Consider the following 22,548-nt stretch of genomic DNA (forward strand, 5'->3'; position numbering starts at 1 on the left):
GCTTTGCCCTGCATTTTTCGCAAGGCTTTGCGCTCCGTCATTGCAAAAGCGGGCGACTCGGCGTGAAATCCCCTCGCCGGCCCTTTCCCAACCCACCGGCCCTCCGAGGCTCCCATGACGGATACATTGATGCCGAAGCTCGCCAGCGTCTTCGCGGAGGGCTACGGGCCGGCGCGCCTGCGGGCCGATGCGCTTTCGGGGCTGACGGTGGCCATCGTCGCGCTGCCGCTGTCCATGGCCATCGCAATAGCCTCGGGCGTCACGCCGGATCGGGGCCTCTATACCGCCATCGTCGGCGGTTTCCTCGTTTCCGCGCTCGGCGGCAGCCGCTTCCAGGTGGGCGGGCCGGCCGGAGCCTTCATCGTGCTGGTCTCGGCGACCGCCGCCCGCCACGGCGTCGAAGGCCTGCTGCTCGCCACGTTCCTTTCGGGCATCATGCTGGCGATAGCCGGCTATCTAAGGCTCGGTAAATATATCAAGTTCATCCCCTATCCGGTCACGGTCGGCTTCACCGCCGGCATCGCAGTGATCATCTTCGCCAGCCAGATCGGCGAACTCTTCGGCCTAAAACTCGACGGCCGCGAGCCGGGGCCGATCCTTGAAAAGCTTACCGCGCTCTGGGCGGCAAGGCCCACCTTCAATCCCGCCGCCTTCGGCGTCGCGGCGCTCACCGTCGCGGTCATCCTGCTCCTGCGACGCCTGCGCCCCTCATGGCCGCACCTCCTGATCGCCGTCACGGTCGCCTCCGTCGCCACCGCGCTCCTCTCGCTGCCGGCCGAGACGATCGGCACGCGCTTCGGCGGCATTCCGCGCAGCCTGCCGGTGCCGGCGCTACCGTCCTTCTCGCCGGATCTCGTCATCGCCGTGCTGCCCGACGCGGTGGCCTTCGCCCTGCTCGGGGCCATCGAATCGTTGTTGTCGGCGGTCGTGGCGGACGGTATGACCGGCCGGCGACATCGCTCCAGCATGGAGCTGATCGCGCAGGGTTTTGCCAATGTCGGCTCGGCGCTCTTCGGCGGCATCTGCGTGACCGGCACCATCGCCCGCACCGCGACGAATGTCCGCTCGGGCGCCACCAGCCCGGTCTCCGGCATGCTGCATGCCGCCTTCCTGCTTCTCTTCATGCTCGTCGCCGCGCCGCTCGCCAGCTATATCCCGCTCGCGGCCCTTGCCGGCGTGCTCGCGGTCGTCGCCTTCAACATGGTGGAGCGCCCGGCCATCGCCGCCCTCTTGCGCGCCTCGCGGGGCGATGCCGCCGTGCTTGCCGTCACCTTCCTGCTCGTCGTCTTCCGCGATCTGACGGAAGGCATCGTCGTCGGCTTCCTGCTCGGGGCCGTGCTCTTCATCGACCGCATGGGCAAGGCCGTGAACATTCGCGAGGAAAGCGTGCCCCGCCTCGTGCGCGCCATCGAGGAAGCCGGCGAGGACGGGAGCGCGCCGGAACGGCCGGTGGTGGCGGACGATCCCGATACGGTGATCTACCGCATCAGCGGCGTGTTCTTCTTCGGCGCGGCGGCCAGCGTCGGCTCGATACTCGACCGCATCGCCGACCAGCGGCGCAACTTCGTGCTCGACTGCACCGATGTGCCGCTGCTCGATTCCACGGCCGCGAGCGTCATCGAGGGGCTGGTGCGCAAGGCGGAACGCGCAGGCGTGCGCGTCTTCATCGCGGGGCTGAAACCCGAACTGCGCAAGCTGCTGGAAGCCCATGACCTGCATGCGCCGCGGCTGACCTTCAGCCCCGGCGTCGAGGCCGCCATGGCGGAAATTGCGGCAGCACGGCCAGATCGTTAGCTGGCTATAGATATGCCCGTTGCCGGCGGGCGCATGCGTTCGGCAAGCCCGGCAAGCACACCGCCCGGCGTTGCCCGCATCACCCGGTTGCGGCCGGCTTCCTTGGCCGCATAGAGCGCGTTGTCGGCGGCCGAATGCAGGCGGTCGAAATTCGCCCCGAAGGTGGCGACATCCGCAAGGCCGATGCTGACCGAAACGCCGATCTGCCGCCCCTCACAGGCCACCGACATGGCCGCGACCGCAGCGCGCAGCATTTCCGCAAACTCCTGCGCCCTGTCGATCTCGTGGCGCGGTGCGAAGAGCGCGAATTCCTCGCCGCCGAAGCGGCTGAACAGCATGCCCTCCTCCAGCAGGACGGAAACCTGCTCGGAAAAGCGCTTCAGCACCATGTCGCCGGCGACATGGCCATGGCTGTCGTTGATCGTCTTGAAGCGGTCGAGGTCGAAGACCATCAGCGTGCCCTGCGCCCTGCGGGAGAGGCGGGCCTGCATATCCTCGAGGAACGATCCGCGATTGGCGATGCCGGTCAGCGCATCGGTGCGCGAGGCCTGCCGGTACAGTGCCTCGCCGCGCTCCTTGATGAGCACCAGCATGGCGACGGCGGCGAGGATCGTGTGGGCGAAAAGCTCCAGCGAGAAGACAGCGAACCACGCGGAATAGGCCGTGCCATAGGCGAACGACGCCGGAAACAGCAGCGCCATGGGAATGCGCAGGGAATAGATGATGGCGTGGCTGAGGAAGAAGACGGCGGACATGGTGCGCGTCGGCAGCGGCTCGCGGCTGCGCCCGCGCAGGATATCGATCCCCATCCAGAGGGAATAGGCGGTGATGATCACCGAGCTGACGATGATGCGGTTGTTCACATCGTCCGTGACCTGCGGCACCAGCAGATAGGCAAGGCACCAGAGGACAGGCCCGGCCAGCACGACCGAAAGATAGGCCGGCCGCCGGTCGAAGACCCGGAACCCCGCCCACATCAGGGCATAGCCGAGGGCGGCGAGCATGTTGCTGAAGCCGACGGTCAGCATCGGCAATCCCATGGGGCGCAGCGCATAGAGAAGGGTGCAGAGGGAGCCGACCCACATGGAAAGGCACCAGTAGCCGGCCGCCGTATGCCGCCGGTCCGTCAGCCAGACCTGCAGCATGAATATCCCGACGACCATGGTCGACAGGAAGGTACAGATCATCAAGGTCGATATACTGACGAGATTTTGAATCAAGGCATGCACTCCAAGCGTGCAGAGCCTAAAGGCAAATCTTGAAGACTTCGCAAACGCGAACGGCGGACCGAAGCCCGCCGTCACAACCTTGATTTTTCAAAAGAAACGTCAGCCGGCGATGGCCGCGGCGACCGCCTCGATCGCATCGGTCGCCTTGCCGCCATCCGGGCCGCCGGCCTGCGCCATGTCGGGACGCCCGCCGCCGCCCTTGCCGCCGAGCGCCTCGGAGGCGCGGCGCACGAGATCGACGGCGCTGAACCGGCCGGTGAGGTCGTCCGTGACGGCAACCACCGCGCTCGCCTTGCCATCCGCCGAGACGCCGACAAAGGTGACGACGCCGGAACCGAGGCTCTTCTTGCCCTCGTCAGCAAGGCTCTTCAGGTCCTTCGGCTCGACGCCGGTGACGGCCTTGCCGAGATACTTGACGCCGGCGACTTCGCGCACGCCGTCATCGCCGCCGGCCGAGCCGCCCGATAGCGCCAGCTTCTTCTTGGCTTCGGTCAGTTCGCGCTCCAGCTTGCGGCGCTCGTCCACCAGCGCCTCGACGCGGGCCAGAACCTCGCTTGGCTGGGCCTTCAGCGTGGTGGCGAGCGTCTTCACGCGCTCGTCCTGCTCGGCGAGATAGGCACGGGCCGCCTCGCCCGTCAACGCTTCGAGACGGCGGACGCCGGAACCGACGGCGCTGTCGGAAAGAATGCGCACCAGGCCGATCTCACCCGTCGCGGAGACATGCGTGCCGCCGCACAGCTCGACCGAATAGGGCCGGCTCGCCTTGGCGCCGCGAACGCCGGTGCCCATGGAGACGACGCGCACTTCATCGCCGTATTTCTCGCCGAACAGCGCCATGGCGCCCTCGGCAATGGCATCGTCCACCGTCATCAGGCGGGTGGTGACCGGCGAATTCTGCACGATGATCTCGTTCGCCATGTCCTCGACGACGCGCAATTCCTCGGCCGTCATGGGCTTGGGATGCGAAACGTCGAAGCGCAGGCGTTCCGGCGCGACGAGCGAACCCTTCTGGGCGACATGGGTGCCGAGCACTTCGCGCAGCGCCTCATGCAGCAGATGGGTCGCCGAATGGTTGGCGCGAAGGCGCGAGCGGCGGGCGTGATCGACCGTCAGCGCCACGGCGTCGCCGACCTTCAGTGTGCCTTCGGTCACGGTCGCGACATGCACGAAGAGGCCTTCGCCCTTCTTCTGCGTGTCCGAGACGGCAATCTTGGCGTTGTCGGCGGCGATCGTGCCGGTATCGCCCATCTGGCCGCCGGATTCGCCATAGAACGGCGTCTGGCTGATGACGAGCTGCACCTGTTCGCCGGCCGCGGCGGTCTCGACCGCCTTGCCGTCGCGCACGATGGCCTGCACCACGCCCTCGGCCGCTTCCGTGTCATATCCCAGGAACTCGGTGGCGCCGTGCTTTTCCTTCAACTCGAACCACACGGCTTCCGTCGCCTTGTCGCCGGAGCCGGACCAGTTGGCGCGTGCTTCCGCCTTCTGGCGCTGCATCGCATCGTTGAAGCCGGAAAGATCGACGTTGATTTCACGGGCGCGCAGCGCGTCCTGCGTCAAGTCGAGCGGGAAACCATAGGTGTCGTACAGCTTGAAGGCCGTCTCGCCATCCAGCATGTCGCCCTTCTTGAGCGTTCCGGTCGCATCCGAAAGCAGCGAGAGGCCGCGCTCCAGCGTCTTGCGGAAACGGGTTTCCTCAAGCTTCAGCGTTTCGGAAATCAGCGCTTCGGCCCGCACGAGCTCGGGATAGGCGCGGCCCATCTCGCCGACGAGCGCGGGCAGCAGCGACCACATCAGCGGCTCGCGCGCGCCGAGAAGCTGCATGTGGCGCATGGCGCGGCGCATGATGCGGCGCAGAACATAACCGCGGCCTTCGTTGGACGGCAGAACGCCGTCGGCGATCAGGAAGGCGGAGGAGCGCAGATGATCCGCGATCACGCGGCAGCTCGCCATCGCCTCGCCGTCGGCCTTCTTGCCGACCGTCTCCTGGACGGCGGCGATCAGGGTGCGGAAAAGGTCGGTCTCGAAGACGCTCTGCACGCCCTGGAGGATGCAGGCCATGCGCTCGAGGCCCATGCCCGTATCGATGGACGGGCGCGGCAGGGCGCTGCGCTCGCCGGGCGCGGTCTGCTCGAACTGCATGAAGACGAGGTTCCAGAATTCGAGGAACCGGTCGCCATCTTCTTCCGGCGAACCCGGAGGGCCGCCCCAGACATGTTCGCCCTGGTCGATGAAGATTTCCGAACAGGGACCACAGGGGCCGGTATCGCCCATCTGCCAGAAGTTGTCGGAGGTCGGGATGCGGATGATCCGGTCGTCGGAAAAGCCGGCGATCTTCTTCCACAGCAGCGCCGCCTCTTCGTCTTCCGCATAAACGGTGACGAGCAGGCGGTTCTTCGGCAGGTCGAAGCCCTTCGTCACCAGCGTCCAGGCAAGCTCGATCGCGCGCTCCTTGAAATAGTCGCCGAAGGAGAAGTTGCCGAGCATTTCGAAGAAGGTCAGATGCCGCGCCGTGTAGCCGACATTGTCGAGGTCGTTATGCTTGCCGCCGGCGCGCACGACCTTCTGGGCCGTGGTCGCGGTGGAATAGGGACGCGTCTCGAGGCCGGTGAAGACGTTCTTGAACTGCACCATGCCGGCATTGGTGAACATCAGCGTCGGGTCGTTGCGCGGCACGAGCGGGCTGGAGGACACGACCTCGTGGCCCTCTTTGCGGAAATAGTCGAGGAAAGTCGACCGGATCTCATTCACGCCGCTCATATCGCGTCCTTCATCCTGGCGCAGCCTGCAAAGGAGGCCGCGCATCATCCACCAATGTCACCTTCGGCAGAGGCGAAGCCGCCCCGCCGGCCGGAGTGCCCGCCCGGAGGCCATCACGCCATCCACCCGCGAATTCCGTCGAATTTGCACGCGCCCGCCGCCTGTCTTGCGAAAAGGGCGAAAACCTTGGGCGCGCGCGAGAACTCAAGGCTTTTATCGCCCGCCTCGGCACCTGTCCAGACACCAAAAAACCGGCCTTTCGCGAAGAAGAGGCCGGTTTTCGGATTTCATCCTTTCGCCCCTGCGGCAAGCGCAAAGGCGTCGGGGGCGATCAGGGTTCACCGTCGTCACCGTCGTTCGGGTCCGGGCCGCCGTTTTCGAGGAAGCGGTCGGCGATCAGGCCGGCATTCTGGCGCAGCGCCGTCTCGATCTCGCGGGCGAGATCCGGGTTGTCGCGCAGGAACGTCTTGGCGTTCTCGCGGCCCTGGCCGAGACGCTGGCTGTTATAGGAGAACCAGGCGCCGGACTTTTCGACGATACCGGCCTTGACGCCGAGGTCGATGAGTTCGCCCGTCTTGGAGACGCCCTCGCCATACATGATGTCGAACTCGACCTGCTTGAAGGGCGGAGCCATCTTGTTCTTGACGACCTTGACGCGGGTCTGGTTGCCGATGACCTCGTCACGCTCCTTGACCGCGCCGATACGGCGGATATCGAGGCGGACGGAGGCGTAGAACTTCAGCGCGTTGCCGCCTGTCGTCACTTCCGGCGAGCCGTAGACGACGCCGATCTTCATGCGGATCTGGTTGATGAAGATGACCATCGTGTTGGACTTGGAGATCGAGGCCGTCAGCTTGCGCAGCGCCTGGCTCATCAGGCGGGCCTGGAGGCCCGGCAGGCTTTCGCCCATCTCGCCCTCGATTTCCGCGCGCGGCGTGAGCGCCGCGACCGAGTCGACGACCAGAACGTCGATGGCGCCGGAGCGTACCAGCGTATCGGTGATTTCAAGCGCCTGCTCGCCGGTGTCGGGCTGCGAGATCAGCAGGTTTTCCAGGTCGACGCCAAGCTTGCGGGCATAGACCGGGTCGAGCGCGTGTTCGGCGTCGACGAAGGCGCAGATGCCGCCCTTCTTCTGGGCTTCCGCGATGGTTTGCAGCGCCAGCGTGGTCTTGCCCGAGCTTTCCGGGCCGTAAATCTCGATGATGCGGCCCTTGGGCAGGCCGCCGATGCCGAGCGCGACGTCGAGGCTGAGCGAGCCCGTCGAGACCGTCTCGACCTCGATGACGCTGTCCTTTCCGCCGAGCTTCATGATGGAGCCCTTGCCGAACGAGCGCTCGATCTGAGAGAGAGCTGCCTCGAGTGCCTTGCTTTTATCCACTGCTTTATCCTCTACGAGCCGCAAAGTGTTCTGTGCCATTTGGTCCACCTTTAGGTTATTGAAGCAAGACAGGCAACGAAGCCGCCGTTGAAAGCTATGTACACATTTTGTTCTCATTTTGCAAGGCGCATTCATCCATTTGAATGATCTTGTGAATCGAGGGAGTGTTCTATTTTCGTTTCAGGTGGATAAACGCCGGACAGAAACAGGAGAAAGCCCGCCTGCGGGCAAGGCCGTGAGGGCCGAATCGGCAGGCGGAGCGCGAAAGAAGATGATGACGGGCAAGACGATACTGGTGATGGGCGGCGCCCATGTGGACAGGCGCGGACGGATCGCCGGCGAGACCGCGCCGGGGGCGAGCAACCCGGGCGCCTGGTTCGTGGAAGCGGGCGGCGGCGCCTTCAATGCGGCGCGCAACCTCGCCCGGCTCGGCCATCGGGTACGGCTCGTTTCGCCGCGCGGCGGGGATGCGGACGGCGATATCGTCGCAGCCGCCGCCGAGGCGGCGGGCGTCGAGGACACGCCGTTCACCTTCCTCGACCGGGCAACGCCGAGCTACACGGCGATCATCGAGCGGGACGGCAATCTCGTCATCGCGCTTGCCGACATGGAGCTTTACCGGCTGTTCTCCCCGCGCCGCCTGCAGCAGCGGGCGATGCGTGAGGCGATGCAGGCCGCCGGCCTCATCCTCACCGACGCCAACCTGCCGGCCGAGACGCTTGCCGCCATGACCGGCGCGGCCCGGACGGCGGGCGTACCGATTGCCGGCATCGCGATTTCGCCGGCCAAGGTCGTGCGGTTCCGGGAGAGCCTTTCCGCCCTCGCCTTCCTGTTCATGAACGAGGCGGAAGCGCGCACGCTGACGGGAGAAGCGCCGGACAATCCCGCCGACTGGCCGAAGGCGCTGCGCGCCATCGGCCTTGGCGCGGGCGTCGTGACGCGCGGCGGCCGGGGCGTGATCGCCTTCGACGAAAGGGACGCGGCGCTGGTTGTCCCACCGGATATTCCGGCGCTCGGCGACGTCACCGGCGCGGGCGATTCGCTCGCCTCCGGCTTCCTCAGTGCGTGGACGGGCGGCAGCGCCATCGGCGAGGCGCTGCGCCATGGCGTTGCGGCGGCGGCGATCACCGTGCGCTCGCCGCTGGCCGTGGCCGAAGAAATGTCGCAGGCCGCGCTCGCGGATGCACTTTCTCTTGTGCCGGAGGCTGAAATTCTGTCATGAGACTTTTTTGCTCAAAATCCTGAGCAAGACTCCTCCCAGGACTCTCCAAGGAAACAGCATGACCAGATCAGCCTCCCCCCTCCTGCCCATGCGCACTTCGGCCGAAGTGGCCGCCGCCAAGGAGCGCGGCGCGCCCATCGTCGCCCTCGAATCGACCATCATCACGCATGGCATGCCCTATCCGGGCAATCTCGACATGGCCCGCAGCGTCGAGCGCATCATCCGTGAACAGGGCGCCGTGCCGGCCACCATCGCCGTCATCGACGGCGTGCTGCATATCGGCCTGGAAGATGCCGAACTCGAAGCGCTCTCCAAGACCGAAGGCGCGATGAAGGTCTCGCGCGCCGACATCGCCTTCGCCATCGCCGAGCGCCGCACCGGGGCCACCACGGTTGCCGCCACCATGATCGGCGCGGCCCGCGCCGGCATCAAGGTCTTCGCCACCGGCGGCATCGGCGGCGTGCATCGCGGCGCGGAAGAAAGCTTCGACATCTCCGCCGACCTCGAGGAGCTGGCGCGCACCGGCGTCATCGTCATCTGCGCGGGCGCCAAGGCGATCCTCGACATTCCGAAGACGCTGGAAGTCTTGGAAACCCGCGGCGTGCCGGTCGTCACCTATGATAGCCCGGTCTTCCCGGCCTTCTGGTCGCGCGATTCCGGCCTTGCCAGCCCGCTGACGCTGAACAGCCCGGCCGCCATCGCCAACTTCCAGAAGGTGCGCGACCAGCTCGGCATCGACGGCGGCATGCTCATTGCCAATCCCGTGCCGAAGGCCGACGAAATCCCGCGCGACGAGATGGAAATCTACATCGCCCGTGCCATCGACAATGCCGCGCGCGACGAGATCACCGGCAAGGCCGTGACGCCCTACCTGCTCGACAACCTCTTCCACCTGACGGACGGCCGCAGCCTGAAGACAAATATCGCGCTGGTGGAAAACAATGCGCGGCTCGCGGCGGAAATCGCCGTGGCGATGATCGATTGAATGAAAAGGGCGGCCGGTCTCGACCGGCCGCCTTTCCCTTGTCCTGACGCAGTTCAAGCGCAAGCCGTTAGAGCATTTCCAGCCGAAGCGGATTCGCTTCGGCGTCGGATAATGCTCTATGGTAGCCGCCCCGGGAGCAAGACATGCCCTTGACGCGAATCCTGCTCTATGTGCGCGATGTCGAGAAGACGGAGCGCTATTACACGACGCTTTTCGGCTTCACCGCCATGCAGGCGGAAGGTGACCGGATCGTTGAACTGGTCGATCCCCAAGGCGGAGCCAATCTCATGCTGCACCCCGCCGCCAAGGGACAGCGTATGGGGCAATCGGCTGTAAAACTCGTCTTTTCCGTCGAGGACGTCGCATCGTTCTGCGCGAAGAGCGCAGCCTTGGGCTTTCCCTTCGGGCCAATCCACCAGACCGGGTTCTACTCCTTCTCCAATGCGAAGGACCCTGACGGCAACTCCGTTTCGGTATCGAGCCGCGGCATGGCCGGCGGCTGAGGCCGTCACGCGTCCAGCATTTCCCGAACAGCCTCGGCAAGTTGCTTGAGCGAGAAAGGCTTCGGCAGGAAACCGAACTTGGCGTCGGCGGGAAGGTTGCGGGCGAAGGCGTCTTCGGCATAGCCGGAGACGAAGATGAACTTCATGTCCGGATAGGACTTGCGCAACTCCCTCAGAAGCGACGGACCATCCATTTCAGGCATCACGACGTCGGAGACGACGATGTCGACCGCGCCATTCAGCTCTTCCATGATGTCGAGCGCCTCGACGCCGGAGCCGGCCTCGTGGACCGTGTAGCCGCGCGTTTCCAGCATGCGCTTGCCGCCGCGGCGCACCGCCTCCTCATCCTCGACGAGGAGAACGACGGCCGAGCCGCCGGTGAGGTCGCGCGGCTCCTTCTCCGCCACCTGCGCGACGGTGGCCGGCTGCTGCTCGCCGGCCTGCGGGACTGCCGCGCCGGCTTCCGCCGGAACCTCCTCCTCCACATGACGCGGCATGAGGATGCGGAAAGTCGTGCCCTTGCCGACTTCGGAATCGAGATAGATGTAGCCGCCGGTCTGCTTGACGATGCCGTAGACCATGGAGAGGCCGAGGCCGGTGCCCTTGCCGACTTCCTTGGTGGTAAAGAAGGGCTCGAAGATCTTGTCGATAATTTCGGGCGGAATGCCGGTGCCCTGGTCGGCGACCTCGACTTCCACATAGTCGCCCGGCGGCAGGTCGCGCAGGTTGCGCGCGGCGGCCTCCTCGGCCTCCACATTGCGCGTGCGGAAGGTGATCGTGCCGCCGTCCGGCATGGCGTCGCGGGCGTTGACGGCAAGGTTGATCAGCACCTGCTCGAACTGGCCGAGGTCCGTCTTCACCGGCCAGAGATCGCGGCCGTATTCGACGGCGATCTTGACGTTGGTGCCGGTCATGCGGTCGACCAGCATGCGCAGGTCGCCGATGACGTCGGTGAGGTTCAGCACGGTCGGGCGCATCGTCTGCTTGCGCGAGAAGGCGAGAAGCTGGCGCACCAGCACGGCCGCGCGGTTGGCGTTGCGCTTAATCTCCATGAGATCGGCGAAGCTGGCATCGGACGGGCGCGCGGAGAGCAACAGGTGGTCCGAGGACAGCAGGATCGCCGTCAGCACGTTGTTGAAGTCGTGCGCGATGCCGCCGGCGAGCGTGCCGACAGCGTTCATCTTCTGCGTCTGCGCCATCTGCGTCTCGAGCGCCTTCTGCTCGGTGATCTCGACGGCATAGACGATGGCGGCCTCTTCCGGCGCTTCGTCGCTCTGGTCGATGACGGCGTTCACATAGAAGCGGAAATGGCGTCCGTCGTCGCCGGGATGCAGCGAATCGAGCGGCGGAATGTCGCCCTGCCGGTCCTTGGCGGCGTCGAGCGCCGATTGCAGGCGCAGGCGATCCGTCTCGTGCACGATAGATTCGAGCTTGGCGCCCCGGTCGATATCGTCACGCGAGACGACGCCGGAGAAGAGCTTGAGGAACGGCGCATTGGTGCGCAGGATGCGCCCGTCGCCATCCACCGAGGCAATGGCCATCGGCGTGTTGTTGAAGAAGCGCGTGAAGCGCATCGAGGCGATGGAGGCGGACTGGTCGGTCTCGCCGCCCTCTTCGCGCGCCAGCACGATGGTACGGCTTTCGCCCGGCGCGCCGTCGCGCATGGAGGAGACGCGGTGCACGATGCGCACCGGCAGGCTCTGGCCGTTGGTCTTGCGCAGGTCGAGGTCGAGCGTTTCCGTGCGCTTGAGGCCCGGTTCGGCCTGAACGGACTGGATGAGCGCCAGCCCCTCGCCCGCCACCACATCGGCAATCGACAGCGAGCCGGGATGGAACTTGGTGAGGTCGATGCCGAGCCATTCGGCGAGCGTGGCGTTGAGATAGACGATTTCGCCCTTGCGGCCGGCGGAGAAGAAGCCGGCCGGCGCATGGTCGAGATAATCGATGGCGTTCTGCAATTCCTTGAAGAACCGCTCCTGGTCGTCGCGCTCGGAGGTGATGTCGGAGAGCTGCCAGATATAGAGGGGCTGCCTGTCCTTCTCGCGGCGCGGAAGGACGCGCGCCTTCAGCCGATACCAGTGCGCGCCGGAACTGCTGGCCTCGGCGGGGTTGAGGGCCTTCTGGACGCGGAACTCCTCCGCGCCTTCCTTGCCTTCGTGCAGGCCGTTGGTCAGGCGATAAACGGCCTCAGTGGCGTCGCGGTTGCGCGACAGCAGCGTTTCGAGCGTCTGTACCTCCGTGTCGCCCTGCGCGCCGGTCAGCGCGCCATAGGCGGCATTCGCATAGACGATGCGGCCCTTGCGGTCGGTGACGACCGTGCCGTCGGGGTGCGAATCGAGGAAGGAGCGGGCAAGCTCGTCGGAGCCGGACGCCTGCGGCATGATCTCGATGAAGCCGATCAACGCGGAAACGACGAAGAAGATGCCCGCCATGGCGAGCACGCCGAGGACGCCCAGCACCAGTTCGTTGTCGAGCTGATTCTTGAAGACGATGAACGCGCCTGCGGAAGCCGCCAGCACAAGGGCGAGCAACACGACGCGCAGCGCCACCGCCGGCCGCGCATCGCGGTCCACGATCGGCACATTGTCTTCGCCCGGCCGCTTCATCGTCGCCATCAATCCCTCGTCTGCAACAGTCCGGTCTTGCGCTTTGGCCGGACCCGATGCCAGAATCATGTTTATCCGTCCGAGGGAAGCGCAAAAAGCCGCGGAAGGGAAGCAAAGCCGCGAATTCACAGGGAATATTGCCGGCCGGAGCGCCGCAATTTCAGCACACCGCGACAGCCGGCAGGCTCAAGGGACGGCATTCGGCGCTGGACAAGATGCGCCAAGCGCTTGTACCAGCCCGCAAAAAGCCGTCAAATGTCGCCAATGTGACGAACGGCAACCAGCCGACAAGGAGTGACCGCGCCATGTTCCCAGAGATTCTCGGAGAGAACGGCCCGAAATTCGTCGTTGCCGCGGCGGTGGTGCTGCTCGGCCTTCTCTGCCTCGCGCTGGTGCTGTGGATCGTTCGCGGCCGGCCCTCCTCGCCCTTCATTCGCGGCGGACGCAACCGCACCCCGCGCCTTGCCGTGCTGGACGCCGCCGCCATCGACACGCGCCGCCGCCTCGTTCTGGTGCGCCGCGACGATGTGGAACACCTCGTCATGATCGGCGGGCCGACCGATATCGTCATCGAATCGCGCATCGTCACGGCTTCCGCCGAACCGGCCGAAAAGCCGGTGCAGAAAGTCGAGCGCGCCGAGCCCGCACCCGTCATCCACGAGACGGCCGCCAAAATTGCCGAAACGCCCGTCGCCGCGCGCCCCGCTGCGGTTGCGGCGGAACGCCGTCCCGCTGCCGCGCCGGAAGGTGTGTCGGCCATGGGCAAGGTGCTCTATTCGGGCGATGACGAAGCGGCCGCCCGCGCCGTGTCGGCCCGCCCGGCGGTCTCCCAGCCGGTCGCCACCGTACAGCAGGTACAGGCGCAGCCGACGACGGAGCGACGCGTGGAGGACCTTCTGGAGCAGAACCGCCAGCGCGTTCTGGCCCAGCAGCCCGCCGTAACCGCAACCGCGCAGGCAACCGCCGGACAGGTCGTCCAGCGGCCCGTGGCCGGCGTCGCCGAGATACGCCCCACGGCCTCGGCCGCCGACAATCCGGCGCTGGTCAGCGAATTCGAAAAGATTCTCGAGGCCGAAATGGCAAGCAACGCCGCGGCGGCAGGCGCGGTGCGCACCGCCGTCCAGCCGACCGCCAACCCCACGCAGACCGCCGCGATGGCCGGGCACGGCCAGCAGGTGGCCAAGAGCCGCGAGGAGACCGAGGCGGAAATGGCCCGCCTGCTCGGCGAGATCGCGGCGAGCCGCAAAGGCTGAGAAGCAGGCGCCTGCAGCGCCTCTGTTTGCCGGTGCCAGAGGCCATCGGCACGCGACCGAGAGACAACCAATAAAAAGGCCGCTGGAAACTACCCGTTTCCAGCGGCCTGTCTTTTAGTTCATATCCATGCCCTGCAGCCCGAAAGCTCCCTGGCACCGGACATGTCCGATGTTCGATCCTCGTTGCCGCATCTTGCGGGCCTCCTCAGACCCGCAGGAAACGTTCACTCGTCGCGATACACCTTTTCCCGACGCTCATGACGCTCTTGCGCCTCGATCGACAGCGTGGCGATCGGGCGGGCGTCGAGACGCTTGAGGCCGATCGGTTCGCCGGTTTCCTCGCAATAGCCGTAGGTGCCTTCGTCGAGGCGCTGGAGCGCCGCATCGATCTTGGAGATCAACTTGCGCTGGCGGTCGCGAGCGCGAAGTTCGATGGCACGGTCGGTTTCCGAGGAGGCCCGGTCCGCGAGGTCCGGGTGGTTGGCGCTTTCTTCCGCCAGATGATCGAGGGTTTCGCGCGCTTCGCGCAGGATATCGTTTTTCCAGGCGTTCAGCTTCGCTCGAAAGTAAGCCCGCTGGTTTACGTTCATGAATTCTTCGCCCTCGTCGAGGACGAAATTGCTAAGATCGATCTTCTCACTCAACGCGATTCTCCTGAAGAACATCTCAAGGCGCGCTGTATATCCCCACGGGTAACGCGATTCAAGCCTGCCGGGACTTACCCACGGTTTTTCGCGCGTGCCTTTATTTTAGGCTATGCCAGACTAATATTTCATCAAGATTACAACGGGATGCCGGCACGTTCCGCGCAAACGGCCCGGCGCAGGCCTCCCGGTCCTGCCGAAACGGTGCATGGCGAATGCCCCGTTTTCGACGCCTGCCCCTAATATAGGCATGGACTCGCATCTATAAGGTCATGGTGGCGCGTTTTTCTTTCGCGAGGCTGGCGTCGATGCCGCCTTTCGCAAAAGCGGTTGATCTTTGCCGAAAGGAAAGACATGAAGTCTGGACGGGCGCGAACGACCCGCCGCAGGCGGATGGAGGACAGACTTGGCATCTTTCGGCACGCCGGCCTTCCGGCTCTATCTGCTTCGCCACGCCCATGCCGGATGGGCGCAGCCCGGCCAGTCGGATTTCGACCGCACGCTCGATGACGGCGGCTTCGCCGAGGCCGAGGTGATCGCGGAGGAAGCCGCCGACCAGGGCTACAGGCCGGGCCTCATCATCGCCTCCACCGCCATGCGCTGCCGCCAGACCGCCGAACCGTTCCACCGCGCGGTCAGCGAGGAGCTTGCCATCGACTATGTCGACCAGCTCTATTCCGGCACGGTCGAGACCTATGCGGAACTCGCCTTCGCCGAGCGGCCGGAAACATCCGTGATGATCGTCGGGCACAATCCGATGATCGAGGAATTCTTCCACCGTCTCGCCGGCAAGGAAATCGCCGAGACGGCCGCGCCCCTCGGCTACCCCACGGCGGGCCTCGCCATCCTCGATTTCGACCGGCGCCCGACGCAGGAAGACCATACCGGCGCCTGCCTTCACGGCTTCATGACGCCGCGCCCGGTACGCTGAACAAGAGACGACGCCTCTTTTTCCGCCGGATTTCGTTTCCTATATCGCCGTCGAAGCTGGAAAGAGACCGTGCCGCCTAGCCTGACGACCTTCACCGACGAAGCCCTGCTCGCGCTCGACGCGCTGACCGGCCGCGCCGCCAATCTCGTCAACCCGTCGATCCGCCTCGGCGTGACGGGCCTTTCGCGCGCCGGCAAGACGGTCTTCATCTCCTCCCTCGTCCACAATCTGCTGAACGGCGGCCGCCTGCCGCTCTTCGAGGCCGGCCGCTCCGGCCGCGTCTCGAAAATCCGGCTGGAGCCGCAGCCGGACGACGCCGTGCCGCGCTTCCAGTACGAGGACCATATCCGCGCCCTCGTCGCCGACCGCCTCTGGCCGGATTCGACCCGCGCCATCTCGCAACTGCGCCTCACGCTGGACTATGAAAGCGCCTCCGGCTGGGGCCGCCTGTTCTCGCCGGGAAAACTCTCCATCGACATCGTCGATTATCCCGGCGAATGGCTGCTCGACCTGCCGCTGCTCGGCCAGGATTTCCGCACCTTCAGCGAAAACACCGTCGCGCTGGCGGGGTCCGGCATCCGCGCCGAACTTGCCCGCGACTGGCTGGCGCTCGCAGGTACCGTCGATCCCGCCGCCGAGGCGCAGGAGGCGACGGCCCGCACGCTGGCCGAAGCCTTCACCGCCTATCTGAAAGCCTGCAAATCCGATGAGCGTTCGCTCTCCACGCTCCCGCCCGGCCGTTTCCTGATGCCCGGCGACCTCGAAGGCTCGCCCGCCCTCACCTTCGCGCCGCTGCCGAACCTTACCAAGGGCACGCCCGCCAAGGGTTCGCTGCAGGCCATGATGGAGCGCCGCTACGAGGCCTACAAGACCCATGTGGTGCGCCCCTTCTTCCGCGAGCACTTCGCCCGGCTCGACCGGCAGATCGTGCTCATCGACGCGCTGCAGGCGATCAATCGCGGCGCGGAGGCGGTACACGATCTGGAGCGGGCGCTCGGCGACGTGCTCGATTGCTTCCGCGCCGGCACCAACAGCTTCCTCTCCTCCTTCGTCACGCGCCGCATCGACCGCATCGTGATCGCCGCGACCAAGGCGGACCACCTGCACCACGAAAGCCATCCCCGGCTGGAAGCGGTGACGCGCCGGCTGGTGGAACGCGCCATCGAGCGCATCGGCATGAGCGGCGCGGGCATCGAGGTGATGGCGCTCGCCTCCGTGCGCGCCACCCGCGAGGCGACGGTCAAGCATGGCGGCGAGGAGCTGCCGGTCATCGTCGGCGTGCCGATGGCGGGCGAGAAAATCGACGGCGAGACCTTCGACGGCGAACGGAAAACCGCGATATTTCCCGGGGACTTGCCGCAAAATCCGGATTCACTTTTCGAAGCGCTTGAATCGTCTCCTGAAGGCGCGCCGCCGCACCCTCTCAACTTCGTGCGCTTCCGCCCGCCGCATATCGAGGAGACGGGCGGCGGCCTGAAACTGTCCGTGCCGCACATCAGGCTCGACCGCGCGCTGCAATATCTCATCGGAGACCGGCTCGCATGAACGACCGCCCGCGCAAGCCCGCCGCCTTCACCCTGCCCGCCGATGCCTCGGCGATGGAGCCGCAAAGCGAAAAAAGGTCCCGCCCCCCGGCCGCCTTCGACGAGGCCGTGCGGCTGACGCCGGACGCCGAGGACCCGTTCATCGCCACCACCGCCGACCTACCGGACTTCATGCCGCCGGTCGCAACCCCGCGCCCGCGCCGCCTCACGCTCGGCGGCATCGCGATGGGCGCGCTCGGCCTGCTCTTCTCGCTCGCCGTCGGCCTGTGGGTGGATGCGCTGATCCGCGACCTCTTCAGCCGCAACGACTGGCTCGGCTATCTCGCCCTCGCCGCCGCCGCAATCGCGGTGCTCGCCCTTCTCGGCGTGGTGCTGCGCGAACTCATCGGCCTTCGCCGCCTCGCCGCCGTGCAGGACCTCAAGCGCGACGTGATCGAGGCCGCCGCCTCGCCGAAACCCGCCGCCGGCCGCGCCATCGTCGGCCGCCTCGTCCATCTTCTCGCCGCCCGCCCGCAGACGGCGCGCGGCCGCGCACGGCTGGCCGAGACGGAGGGCGAGATCATCGACGCCGCCCATCTCGTCGATCTTGCCGAACGGGAGCTGATGGAACCGCTGGACCGGGAGGCCCGCGCGCTGATCCTCGGCGCAGCCAAGCGCGTCTCCATCGTTACCGCCGTCAGCCCGCGCGCGCTGGTCGATCTCGGTTATGTGATCTACGAATGCAGCCGGCTGGTGCGCGGCATGGCGGAGCTTTACGGCGGCCGGCCGGGCAAGATCGGCATGCTGCGGCTGATGCGCGACGTCGTCGCCCATCTTGCCGTCACCGGCTCCATCGCCATGGGCGACAGCCTCGTGCAGCAGGTCCTCGGCCACGGGCTGGCGTCGAAGCTCTCCGCACGGCTCGGCGAAGGCGTGATCAACGGGCTGATGACGGCGCGCATCGGCATCGCCGCCATGGATCTCTGCCGTCCCATGCCCTTCCGCGCCCTGAAACGCCCGGGCATCGGCGATTTCATCGGCGACCTGACGCCGGGCGGCGGAAGCGGCCGCCGCGACGAGGCGTGACCGGACGGCAACACCCCGTTTTTCAGGCGCCGACACCCCATCAAATGACGAAGGACAAGGCGGCGGGAAACCGTCCATTAACCATTTTCGCGCAAATCTCGTTCCACCAAAGCAAGGCCGCAAGGCCCTCGCCCATCAAGGATCGTTCATGTACCCGCGCACTTCTTTGATCGCCCGCGCCTCCGCAGCGGCCATTCTCGCAGCCACCGCCTTCGCCCTGCCGGCCACCGCCAGTCCGCGCGACAAGGCCTTCTTCGATCAGGTCGCCGGCAACTGGCAGGGCAGCGGCGAAATCGTCGCCGGCAAATACAAGGGCACCAAGTTCAACTGCGACCTGACGGGCGAAAGCGCGGTCGCCAAGAGCGCCGGCATCCAGCTCGACGGTTTCTGCCGCGTCGGCGTGTTCAAGCAGCCGATGTCGGCGCTGATCACCAAGGCCGGCGCCACCTACAAGGGCAAGTTCCTCGACGGCGCGGGCGGCAAGGGCCTCGACATCACCTCCGGCCAGGTCAACGGCAACAAGGTGGTCGTCGGCATCAACCGCCAGAAGCTGAACGGCGCGATGATCGCCCGACTCGAAAGCGACAACAAGATGAACATCACCATCTCGGTGAAGGTCGAGAACAAGATGGTGCCGGTCATCGGCCTGTCGCTCGACCGCAACCTCGACGACATCGCCGTCGGCTCGATCAAGTAAGCCTCAAGGCTTCCACCAGTCCGGGCCGGCGCTCGCCGGCTCGATGCCCGTAATATCCGCATCCCCCAGCCATTCCACGACCGTCCGCCCCGCAACCTCGAGCGTGGGCGCGACATCGGCAAGCGGCATCAGCACGAAGCCGCGCGCCGTCATGCGCGGATGCGGCAGTTCCAGCCGCCCCCCCGATTGCTCCACCCCCTCGAAGGTCAGAACGTCGATATCGATGGTGCGCGGCCCCCAACGCTCCTTGCGCTCGCGCTTCATCACGCGCTCGATATCGAGGCAGGTGTCGAGCAGGGCTTCGGGCGCGAGCGTCGTTTCTACCAGCGCACAGGCATTGAAGAACCAGTCCTGGTCCGTCTTGCCCCATGGCGGCGTCCTGTAAAGCCGCGACACGGCGAGGACGCGACTGTCCGCCCGCCCATCGAGCGCGCGCAGCGCCTCCGCCATCGCCTGCACCGGATCGCCGATATTGCCGCCGAGGCCGAGCGTCGCCTTGCGGAAACCCTCAGACGACATGGTCCACCGTCACCTGCACATAGTCGAGCACGCCGGGCACCGGCGCATTCGGCTTGCGCACGGTGATGCGGGCGCGGGAAATCTGCGGGAAGCGTGCCGCAAGCACGGTGGCGATCTCCTGCGCCAGCGCCTCGATGAGATAGCGGCGCTGGCCGGTGACGATCTTCTCGATCTCCTGGAAGGCGACGCCGTAATCGACGGTGGATTCGATGGCGTCGTCGGAGAGCGGGCGCAAGGGCCGCACCTCCAGCTCCGCATCGACGAAGAAGCGCTGGCCCAGGAATTCCTCGGCATCGTGCAGGCCGTGCCGGGCGAAGAAGGCGCAGTTCTTGAGCGTGATCGTGTAGGTGGTGGTCATGATCTATTCCTGTCTGGCTGGGTGAACGGCGTGCGCCTCGCGCTCCGTCACCTTGCGCCCCGCGGCGAGCATAGCATCCGCCATGGCAAGCGCATCCCTGTTGATTGCGACATCGTGCACCCTGAAGACCGCCGCGCCGGCGACGCGCAGCAGCGCCGTCGTGGCGGCCGTGCCGGCGTCCCGCTCCGCCGCCTCGCGGCCGGTCACGGCCCCGACGAAGCGTTTTCGCGAGGTGCCGGCGAGAATGGGCAGTTCGAAACCGTAAAGCTCGCCGAAGCGCGCCATCAGTTCGAGGTTCTCGTCCGTCTCCTTGGCGAAGCCGAAGCCGGGATCGAGCACCATGGCCTCCCGCTTCACCCCGGCCTCGCGGGCGATTTCCAGCGACCGGCCGAGGAAGAGATACTGGTCCTCCACCACGTCCGGCAGTTTCTCGCGGTCCCGCCCGGTATGCATGATGCAAAGCCCCGCCCCGGTTTGCGCCGCCACGCGGGCAATGCCCGGCTCCTTCTGCAAGCCATGAACGTCGTTGACGATATGCGCGCCGGCGGCGACGGCAAGCCGGGCCGTCTCCGCGCGGTAGGTGTCGACGGAAATGATGGCGTCGGTGGCGCCGGAAAGCGCCTCGATGACGGGCAGGATGCGATCCTGCTCCTCCAACGCCGTCACCGGCGCGGCGCCGGGCCGGGTCGATTCCCCGCCGATATCGACGATTTCCGCCCCCTCTTCCAGACAGAGGATCGCCTGCGCCACCGCCCTGTCGGCGCTGTCGAAGCGGCCGCCGTCGGAAAAGGAATCCGGCGTGACATTGACGATCGCCATCAGAATGCCACGGGGACCGAGTTCCAGATGCCGGCCATGGGCCAGGGCCCAGCGCATGGGCGCGAACGGCGAGAACATGACGGTTTCCTTCCCCGATTAACCAGCGCCCCGGAAAGGGTGTTGCGCTCGCCGAGCCTATGCCCCAAGCTTAAGGGAAGTTCAACCGGCCCCGTCCGCCGGCACACCATCGGGCGACCGATGGCGAAAGGAATACAGATTTCGATGACGTCCATCGCCCGCCTGATGGCCCTTGCCGCCCTCGCCTGCCTCCCCCTCCAGTCCGCCCATGCCGAGACCATCGCCTCCAAGAGCTATTCCTATTTTCCCATCGGCGGGCGCACGGCGGCCGAACTCGACGAGGAACTGTCGAAGCGCGGCCCGATGATGAAGCACAGCGGCGCGCGCCATCCAGGCGCCACGCGCATCAAATGGGGCGGCTCGGTCACCTATGTACGGCGCGGCGGCCGCTGCGCGGTGGGCGAGGCCAATGTCACGCTCTCCACCCAGATCATCCTGCCGCGCTGGAAGAACCGCAAGCGCGCCACACCTTCCCTCGCCCTCATCTGGGATACGCTCTCGCGCGATATCAAGCGCCATGAGGAGCGCCATGCGGAAATCGCGCGCAACCACGCCCGCGAATTGGAACGCACCTTGCGGAAACTGCCGCCGGAAGCCGATTGCGAGCGCATGCAGGCGCGCGTCGACCGGGCGACCGCCGACGCCGTCGCCCGGCACGATGCCGATCAGGCGCGCTTCGACCGGATCGAGTCGAAGAACTTCAACGACCGGATGATGCGCCTGCTGACGCACCGCCTCAAAAGCACCGACTGAGTAAAGCGCAGGCCGCTGCGCATGTATTTCCCGAAGTGTCGCCAGTGGAAAAGCCGCCCGTCAGGCGCGGGACGGCATCGCATGCGTAAAATAACCGATGAATTCTAGCGATAGCGCAATTCCGCAAATCATCGTACTGTCAATCCAACAGTGAACGGGAAGACGATCCTTCTTCCCGAAATGGCATGAAGCGGCTTCCAACAGGTTCTCCTGGCGCGTCCCAATAGAGCAGCAGGTGTCTCCTCCCTCTCCTGTCTGCGATGCGCCCTCCTGGCCTCGCTCGTCCTGACCGACCGGCGAGGCTCTTTTTTGCCCGTCTATTCTACAGAAAACCGAAACTCTTCTTGCCGCCGGCAGAAGAAGACCGTCGCACACGCAAACGGCCCGCATACTGCGATGCGGGCCGTTCGATCGAACATCGATGAAAAAAGATGTCAGGCCTGGCGTTCCGGCACGTGGACCACGAGCCCGTCGAGCGCATCCGACATCTTGATCTGACAGGAAAGACGCGAGGTGGGGCGAACCTCGTAGGCGAAGTCCAACATGTCCTCTTCCATCGCTTCCGGCGGGCCGACGGTCGCGCTCCAGGCGTCGTCGACATAGACATGACAGGTCGCGCAGGCGCAGGCGCCGCCGCATTCGGCTTCGATGCCCGGCACGGAGTTGCGCACCGCGTTTTCCATGACCGTGGAGCCGTTGGCGACATCCAGTTCGTGGCGGGTGCCGTCGAAGGCGACGATGGTGAGTTTGCTCATGATGGGTTCCGGATCCTGTGAGGCTGCCCGAAGCGGGCGAATGATCGACCGGCGGAGGCTGGCCCGAGCCACCGGTTTTCCGGCGGTTGTTTCCAACAAAACCCCTCGCCAGTCAACATCGCGCGCCCGGCCGGGTGCAGGCTGGCCCGGACGCGCCATCGACTTTTCCCGCCGCGCCGGGCCGCCCGGCGGGCGATACGCCGCTCAGCGGCAGAGTTTCAGGATGAAATTTTCCGCATCCACGACAGCCGCCGTGACGCCGGCAAGCGCGGCGGCATCCGCCGGGTCGTCCTCCAGCGCACCGGCCGCCTTGCTGATCGCGACCGCGCCGACGGACTGGGCCGAGCCTTTCAGGCGATGAGCGGCAGCGGCGCGGGCCTCGCCCTCGGTGGCCGCCAGTTCCTTCATGCTTTCGCGGGCATGCCGCGCGAACATCTGCAACACTTCGAGTTCAAGCGCCTTGTCGCCCATGGTCTGGCGCGCAAGGTGTACCAGATCGATCGGCCGTCCCTTTGCGGGACAGGCGCCGCCTGCATTGTCGGGCGCTTCGAATGCGATGTTGAGCGCTGCCATTTGCCAATATCCTTATATACGCTACGTACGCTGTTTCGTTGTGATGCACGCAGATGCCGGTGCGGCGGGGGCGCCTTGCGCC

20 protein-coding genes are annotated in these 22,548 nt (G+C 66.0%); 10 read left to right on the forward strand and 10 right to left on the reverse strand.

What is annotated here, in order from left to right:
• The first annotated feature begins 114 nt into the window (after positions 1-114).
• Positions 115-1,794: a SulP family inorganic anion transporter gene (locus K8M09_RS08955; RefSeq protein ID WP_160784397.1), complete on the forward strand. Its 1,680-nt coding sequence runs from the start codon at positions 115-117 to the stop codon at positions 1,792-1,794.
• Here K8M09_RS08955 and K8M09_RS08960 read toward each other — a convergent pair.
• The 3 genes from K8M09_RS08960 to recA all read right to left on the reverse strand — a co-directional run bounded on the left by K8M09_RS08960 (position 1,791) and on the right by recA (position 7,200).
• Positions 1,791-2,981: a GGDEF domain-containing protein gene (locus K8M09_RS08960; RefSeq protein WP_229342335.1), complete on the reverse strand. Its 1,191-nt coding sequence runs from the start codon at positions 2,979-2,981 to the stop codon at positions 1,791-1,793. The two genes, K8M09_RS08955 and K8M09_RS08960, sit on opposite strands and share 4 nt — an antisense overlap.
• 141 nt (positions 2,982-3,122) lie before the next feature.
• Positions 3,123-5,783 (reverse strand): alanine--tRNA ligase, encoded by a 2,661-nt coding sequence (gene alaS / locus K8M09_RS08965; protein ID WP_160784399.1) that lies wholly within the window; start codon positions 5,781-5,783, stop codon positions 3,123-3,125.
• A 331-nt stretch (positions 5,784-6,114) separates the two neighbouring features.
• Positions 6,115-7,200, reverse strand: a complete 1,086-nt coding sequence (recA, locus tag K8M09_RS08970) for a recombinase RecA (RefSeq protein WP_160784400.1) — start codon at positions 7,198-7,200, stop codon at positions 6,115-6,117.
• A gap of 235 nt (positions 7,201-7,435) precedes the next feature.
• Here recA and K8M09_RS08975 point away from each other — a divergent pair, with 235 nt between their 5' ends.
• From K8M09_RS08975 to K8M09_RS08985, 3 genes are all read left to right on the forward strand, one after another.
• Positions 7,436-8,383 carry a carbohydrate kinase family protein gene (locus K8M09_RS08975; RefSeq protein ID WP_160784589.1) on the forward strand — a complete coding sequence of 316 codons (948 nt, stop codon included), beginning with the start codon at positions 7,436-7,438 and terminating at the stop codon, positions 8,381-8,383.
• Positions 8,384-8,441: 58 nt separating this feature from the next.
• Positions 8,442-9,368, forward strand: a complete 927-nt coding sequence (locus K8M09_RS08980) for a pseudouridine-5'-phosphate glycosidase (RefSeq protein ID WP_160784401.1) — start codon at positions 8,442-8,444, stop codon at positions 9,366-9,368.
• Between the two features lie 143 nt (positions 9,369-9,511).
• Positions 9,512-9,871: a VOC family protein gene (locus K8M09_RS08985; protein WP_160784402.1), complete on the forward strand. Its 360-nt coding sequence runs from the start codon at positions 9,512-9,514 to the stop codon at positions 9,869-9,871.
• Positions 9,872-9,876: 5 nt separating this feature from the next.
• On the opposite strand, the gene cckA is transcribed toward K8M09_RS08985, so the two are convergent.
• The gene (cckA, locus tag K8M09_RS08990; protein ID WP_160784403.1) at positions 9,877-12,486 is read right to left on the reverse strand and encodes a cell cycle histidine kinase CckA; all 2,610 of its coding nucleotides are present in this window, start codon (positions 12,484-12,486) and stop codon (positions 9,877-9,879) included.
• 296 nt (positions 12,487-12,782) lie between these two features.
• On the opposite strand from cckA, the gene K8M09_RS08995 reads away from it, so the two are divergent.
• Complete coding sequence (locus tag K8M09_RS08995) at positions 12,783-13,730, forward strand: flagellar biosynthetic protein FliO (protein WP_160784404.1); 948 nt, start codon at positions 12,783-12,785, stop codon at positions 13,728-13,730.
• A gap of 224 nt (positions 13,731-13,954) precedes the next feature.
• Here the strand turns inward: K8M09_RS08995 and dksA are convergent, their stop codons facing one another.
• Complete coding sequence (gene dksA / locus K8M09_RS09000) at positions 13,955-14,374, reverse strand: RNA polymerase-binding protein DksA (protein ID WP_160784405.1); 420 nt, start codon at positions 14,372-14,374, stop codon at positions 13,955-13,957.
• Positions 14,375-14,780: 406 nt separating this feature from the next.
• On the opposite strand from dksA, the gene K8M09_RS09005 reads away from it, so the two are divergent.
• From K8M09_RS09005 to K8M09_RS09020, 4 genes are all read left to right on the forward strand, one after another.
• Positions 14,781-15,305: a SixA phosphatase family protein gene (locus tag K8M09_RS09005; protein WP_160784406.1), complete on the forward strand. Its 525-nt coding sequence runs from the start codon at positions 14,781-14,783 to the stop codon at positions 15,303-15,305.
• A 69-nt stretch (positions 15,306-15,374) separates the two neighbouring features.
• Positions 15,375-16,850: a YcjX family GTP-binding protein gene (locus K8M09_RS09010; RefSeq protein ID WP_160784407.1), complete on the forward strand. Its 1,476-nt coding sequence runs from the start codon at positions 15,375-15,377 to the stop codon at positions 16,848-16,850.
• Positions 16,847-17,914: a YcjF family protein gene (locus tag K8M09_RS09015; RefSeq protein WP_160784408.1), complete on the forward strand. Its 1,068-nt coding sequence runs from the start codon at positions 16,847-16,849 to the stop codon at positions 17,912-17,914. The genes K8M09_RS09010 and K8M09_RS09015 overlap by 4 nt, the downstream gene beginning before the upstream one ends.
• 148 nt (positions 17,915-18,062) lie before the next feature.
• Positions 18,063-18,611, forward strand: a complete 549-nt coding sequence (locus K8M09_RS09020; protein WP_160784409.1) for a hypothetical protein — start codon at positions 18,063-18,065, stop codon at positions 18,609-18,611.
• A 3-nt stretch (positions 18,612-18,614) separates the two neighbouring features.
• Here K8M09_RS09020 and folK read toward each other — a convergent pair whose 3' ends face one another.
• From folK to folP, 3 genes are read right to left on the reverse strand one after another with little or no spacing between them, the layout of a single operon-like run.
• The gene (gene folK / locus K8M09_RS09025) at positions 18,615-19,130 is read right to left on the reverse strand and encodes a 2-amino-4-hydroxy-6-hydroxymethyldihydropteridine diphosphokinase (protein WP_160784410.1); all 516 of its coding nucleotides are present in this window, start codon (positions 19,128-19,130) and stop codon (positions 18,615-18,617) included.
• Positions 19,120-19,488, reverse strand: coding sequence for a dihydroneopterin aldolase (gene folB, locus K8M09_RS09030; RefSeq protein WP_160784411.1), 369 nt, complete (start codon positions 19,486-19,488; stop codon positions 19,120-19,122). The genes folK and folB overlap by 11 nt, the downstream gene beginning before the upstream one ends.
• 3 nt (positions 19,489-19,491) lie before the next feature.
• Positions 19,492-20,385, reverse strand: a complete 894-nt coding sequence (folP, locus tag K8M09_RS09035) for a dihydropteroate synthase (RefSeq protein WP_160784412.1) — start codon at positions 20,383-20,385, stop codon at positions 19,492-19,494.
• 144 nt (positions 20,386-20,529) lie between these two features.
• Here folP and K8M09_RS09040 point away from each other — a divergent pair, with 144 nt between their 5' ends.
• Entirely contained in the window at positions 20,530-21,138 is a 609-nt protein-coding gene (locus K8M09_RS09040) for a DUF922 domain-containing Zn-dependent protease (protein WP_229342255.1), read from the forward strand.
• A gap of 434 nt (positions 21,139-21,572) precedes the next feature.
• Here K8M09_RS09040 and K8M09_RS09045 read toward each other — a convergent pair whose 3' ends face one another.
• Together K8M09_RS09045 and K8M09_RS09050 are read right to left on the reverse strand one after the other, a co-directional pair.
• Positions 21,573-21,893: a 2Fe-2S iron-sulfur cluster-binding protein gene (locus K8M09_RS09045; protein WP_023512203.1), complete on the reverse strand. Its 321-nt coding sequence runs from the start codon at positions 21,891-21,893 to the stop codon at positions 21,573-21,575.
• A 204-nt stretch (positions 21,894-22,097) separates the two neighbouring features.
• Positions 22,098-22,466: an Hpt domain-containing protein gene (locus tag K8M09_RS09050; RefSeq protein WP_160784414.1), complete on the reverse strand. Its 369-nt coding sequence runs from the start codon at positions 22,464-22,466 to the stop codon at positions 22,098-22,100.
• Between the last annotated feature and the right edge of the window lie 82 nt (positions 22,467-22,548).

The organism is Shinella zoogloeoides, from assembly GCF_020883495.1.
Taxonomy (GTDB): Bacteria; Pseudomonadota; Alphaproteobacteria; order Rhizobiales; family Rhizobiaceae; genus Shinella; species Shinella zoogloeoides.

Bases quoted from the DNA above. Each gene is read 5' to 3' on its own strand.
- K8M09_RS08955 (WP_160784397.1), top strand. From the start codon at position 115: ATGACGGATACATTGATGCCGAAGCTCGCCAGCGTCTTCGCGGAGGGC.
- K8M09_RS08960 (WP_229342335.1), bottom strand. From the start codon at position 2,981: ATGATCTGTACCTTCCTGTCGACCATGGTCGTCGGGATATTCATGCTG.
- alaS (WP_160784399.1), bottom strand. From the start codon at position 5,783: ATGAGCGGCGTGAATGAGATCCGGTCGACTTTCCTCGACTATTTCCGC.
- recA (WP_160784400.1), bottom strand. From the start codon at position 7,200: ATGGCACAGAACACTTTGCGGCTCGTAGAGGATAAAGCAGTGGATAAA.
- K8M09_RS08975 (WP_160784589.1), top strand. From the start codon at position 7,436: ATGACGGGCAAGACGATACTGGTGATGGGCGGCGCCCATGTGGACAGG.
- K8M09_RS08980 (WP_160784401.1), top strand. From the start codon at position 8,442: ATGACCAGATCAGCCTCCCCCCTCCTGCCCATGCGCACTTCGGCCGAA.
- K8M09_RS08985 (WP_160784402.1), top strand. From the start codon at position 9,512: ATGCCCTTGACGCGAATCCTGCTCTATGTGCGCGATGTCGAGAAGACG.
- cckA (WP_160784403.1), bottom strand. From the start codon at position 12,486: ATGGCGACGATGAAGCGGCCGGGCGAAGACAATGTGCCGATCGTGGAC.
- K8M09_RS08995 (WP_160784404.1), top strand. From the start codon at position 12,783: ATGTTCCCAGAGATTCTCGGAGAGAACGGCCCGAAATTCGTCGTTGCC.
- K8M09_RS09015 (WP_160784408.1), top strand. From the start codon at position 16,847: ATGAACGACCGCCCGCGCAAGCCCGCCGCCTTCACCCTGCCCGCCGAT.
- K8M09_RS09020 (WP_160784409.1), top strand. From the start codon at position 18,063: ATGTACCCGCGCACTTCTTTGATCGCCCGCGCCTCCGCAGCGGCCATT.
- folK (WP_160784410.1), bottom strand. From the start codon at position 19,130: ATGTCGTCTGAGGGTTTCCGCAAGGCGACGCTCGGCCTCGGCGGCAAT.
- folB (WP_160784411.1), bottom strand. From the start codon at position 19,488: ATGACCACCACCTACACGATCACGCTCAAGAACTGCGCCTTCTTCGCC.
- folP (WP_160784412.1), bottom strand. From the start codon at position 20,385: ATGTTCTCGCCGTTCGCGCCCATGCGCTGGGCCCTGGCCCATGGCCGG.
- K8M09_RS09040 (WP_229342255.1), top strand. From the start codon at position 20,530: ATGACGTCCATCGCCCGCCTGATGGCCCTTGCCGCCCTCGCCTGCCTC.
- K8M09_RS09045 (WP_023512203.1), bottom strand. From the start codon at position 21,893: ATGAGCAAACTCACCATCGTCGCCTTCGACGGCACCCGCCACGAACTG.
- K8M09_RS09050 (WP_160784414.1), bottom strand. From the start codon at position 22,466: ATGGCAGCGCTCAACATCGCATTCGAAGCGCCCGACAATGCAGGCGGC.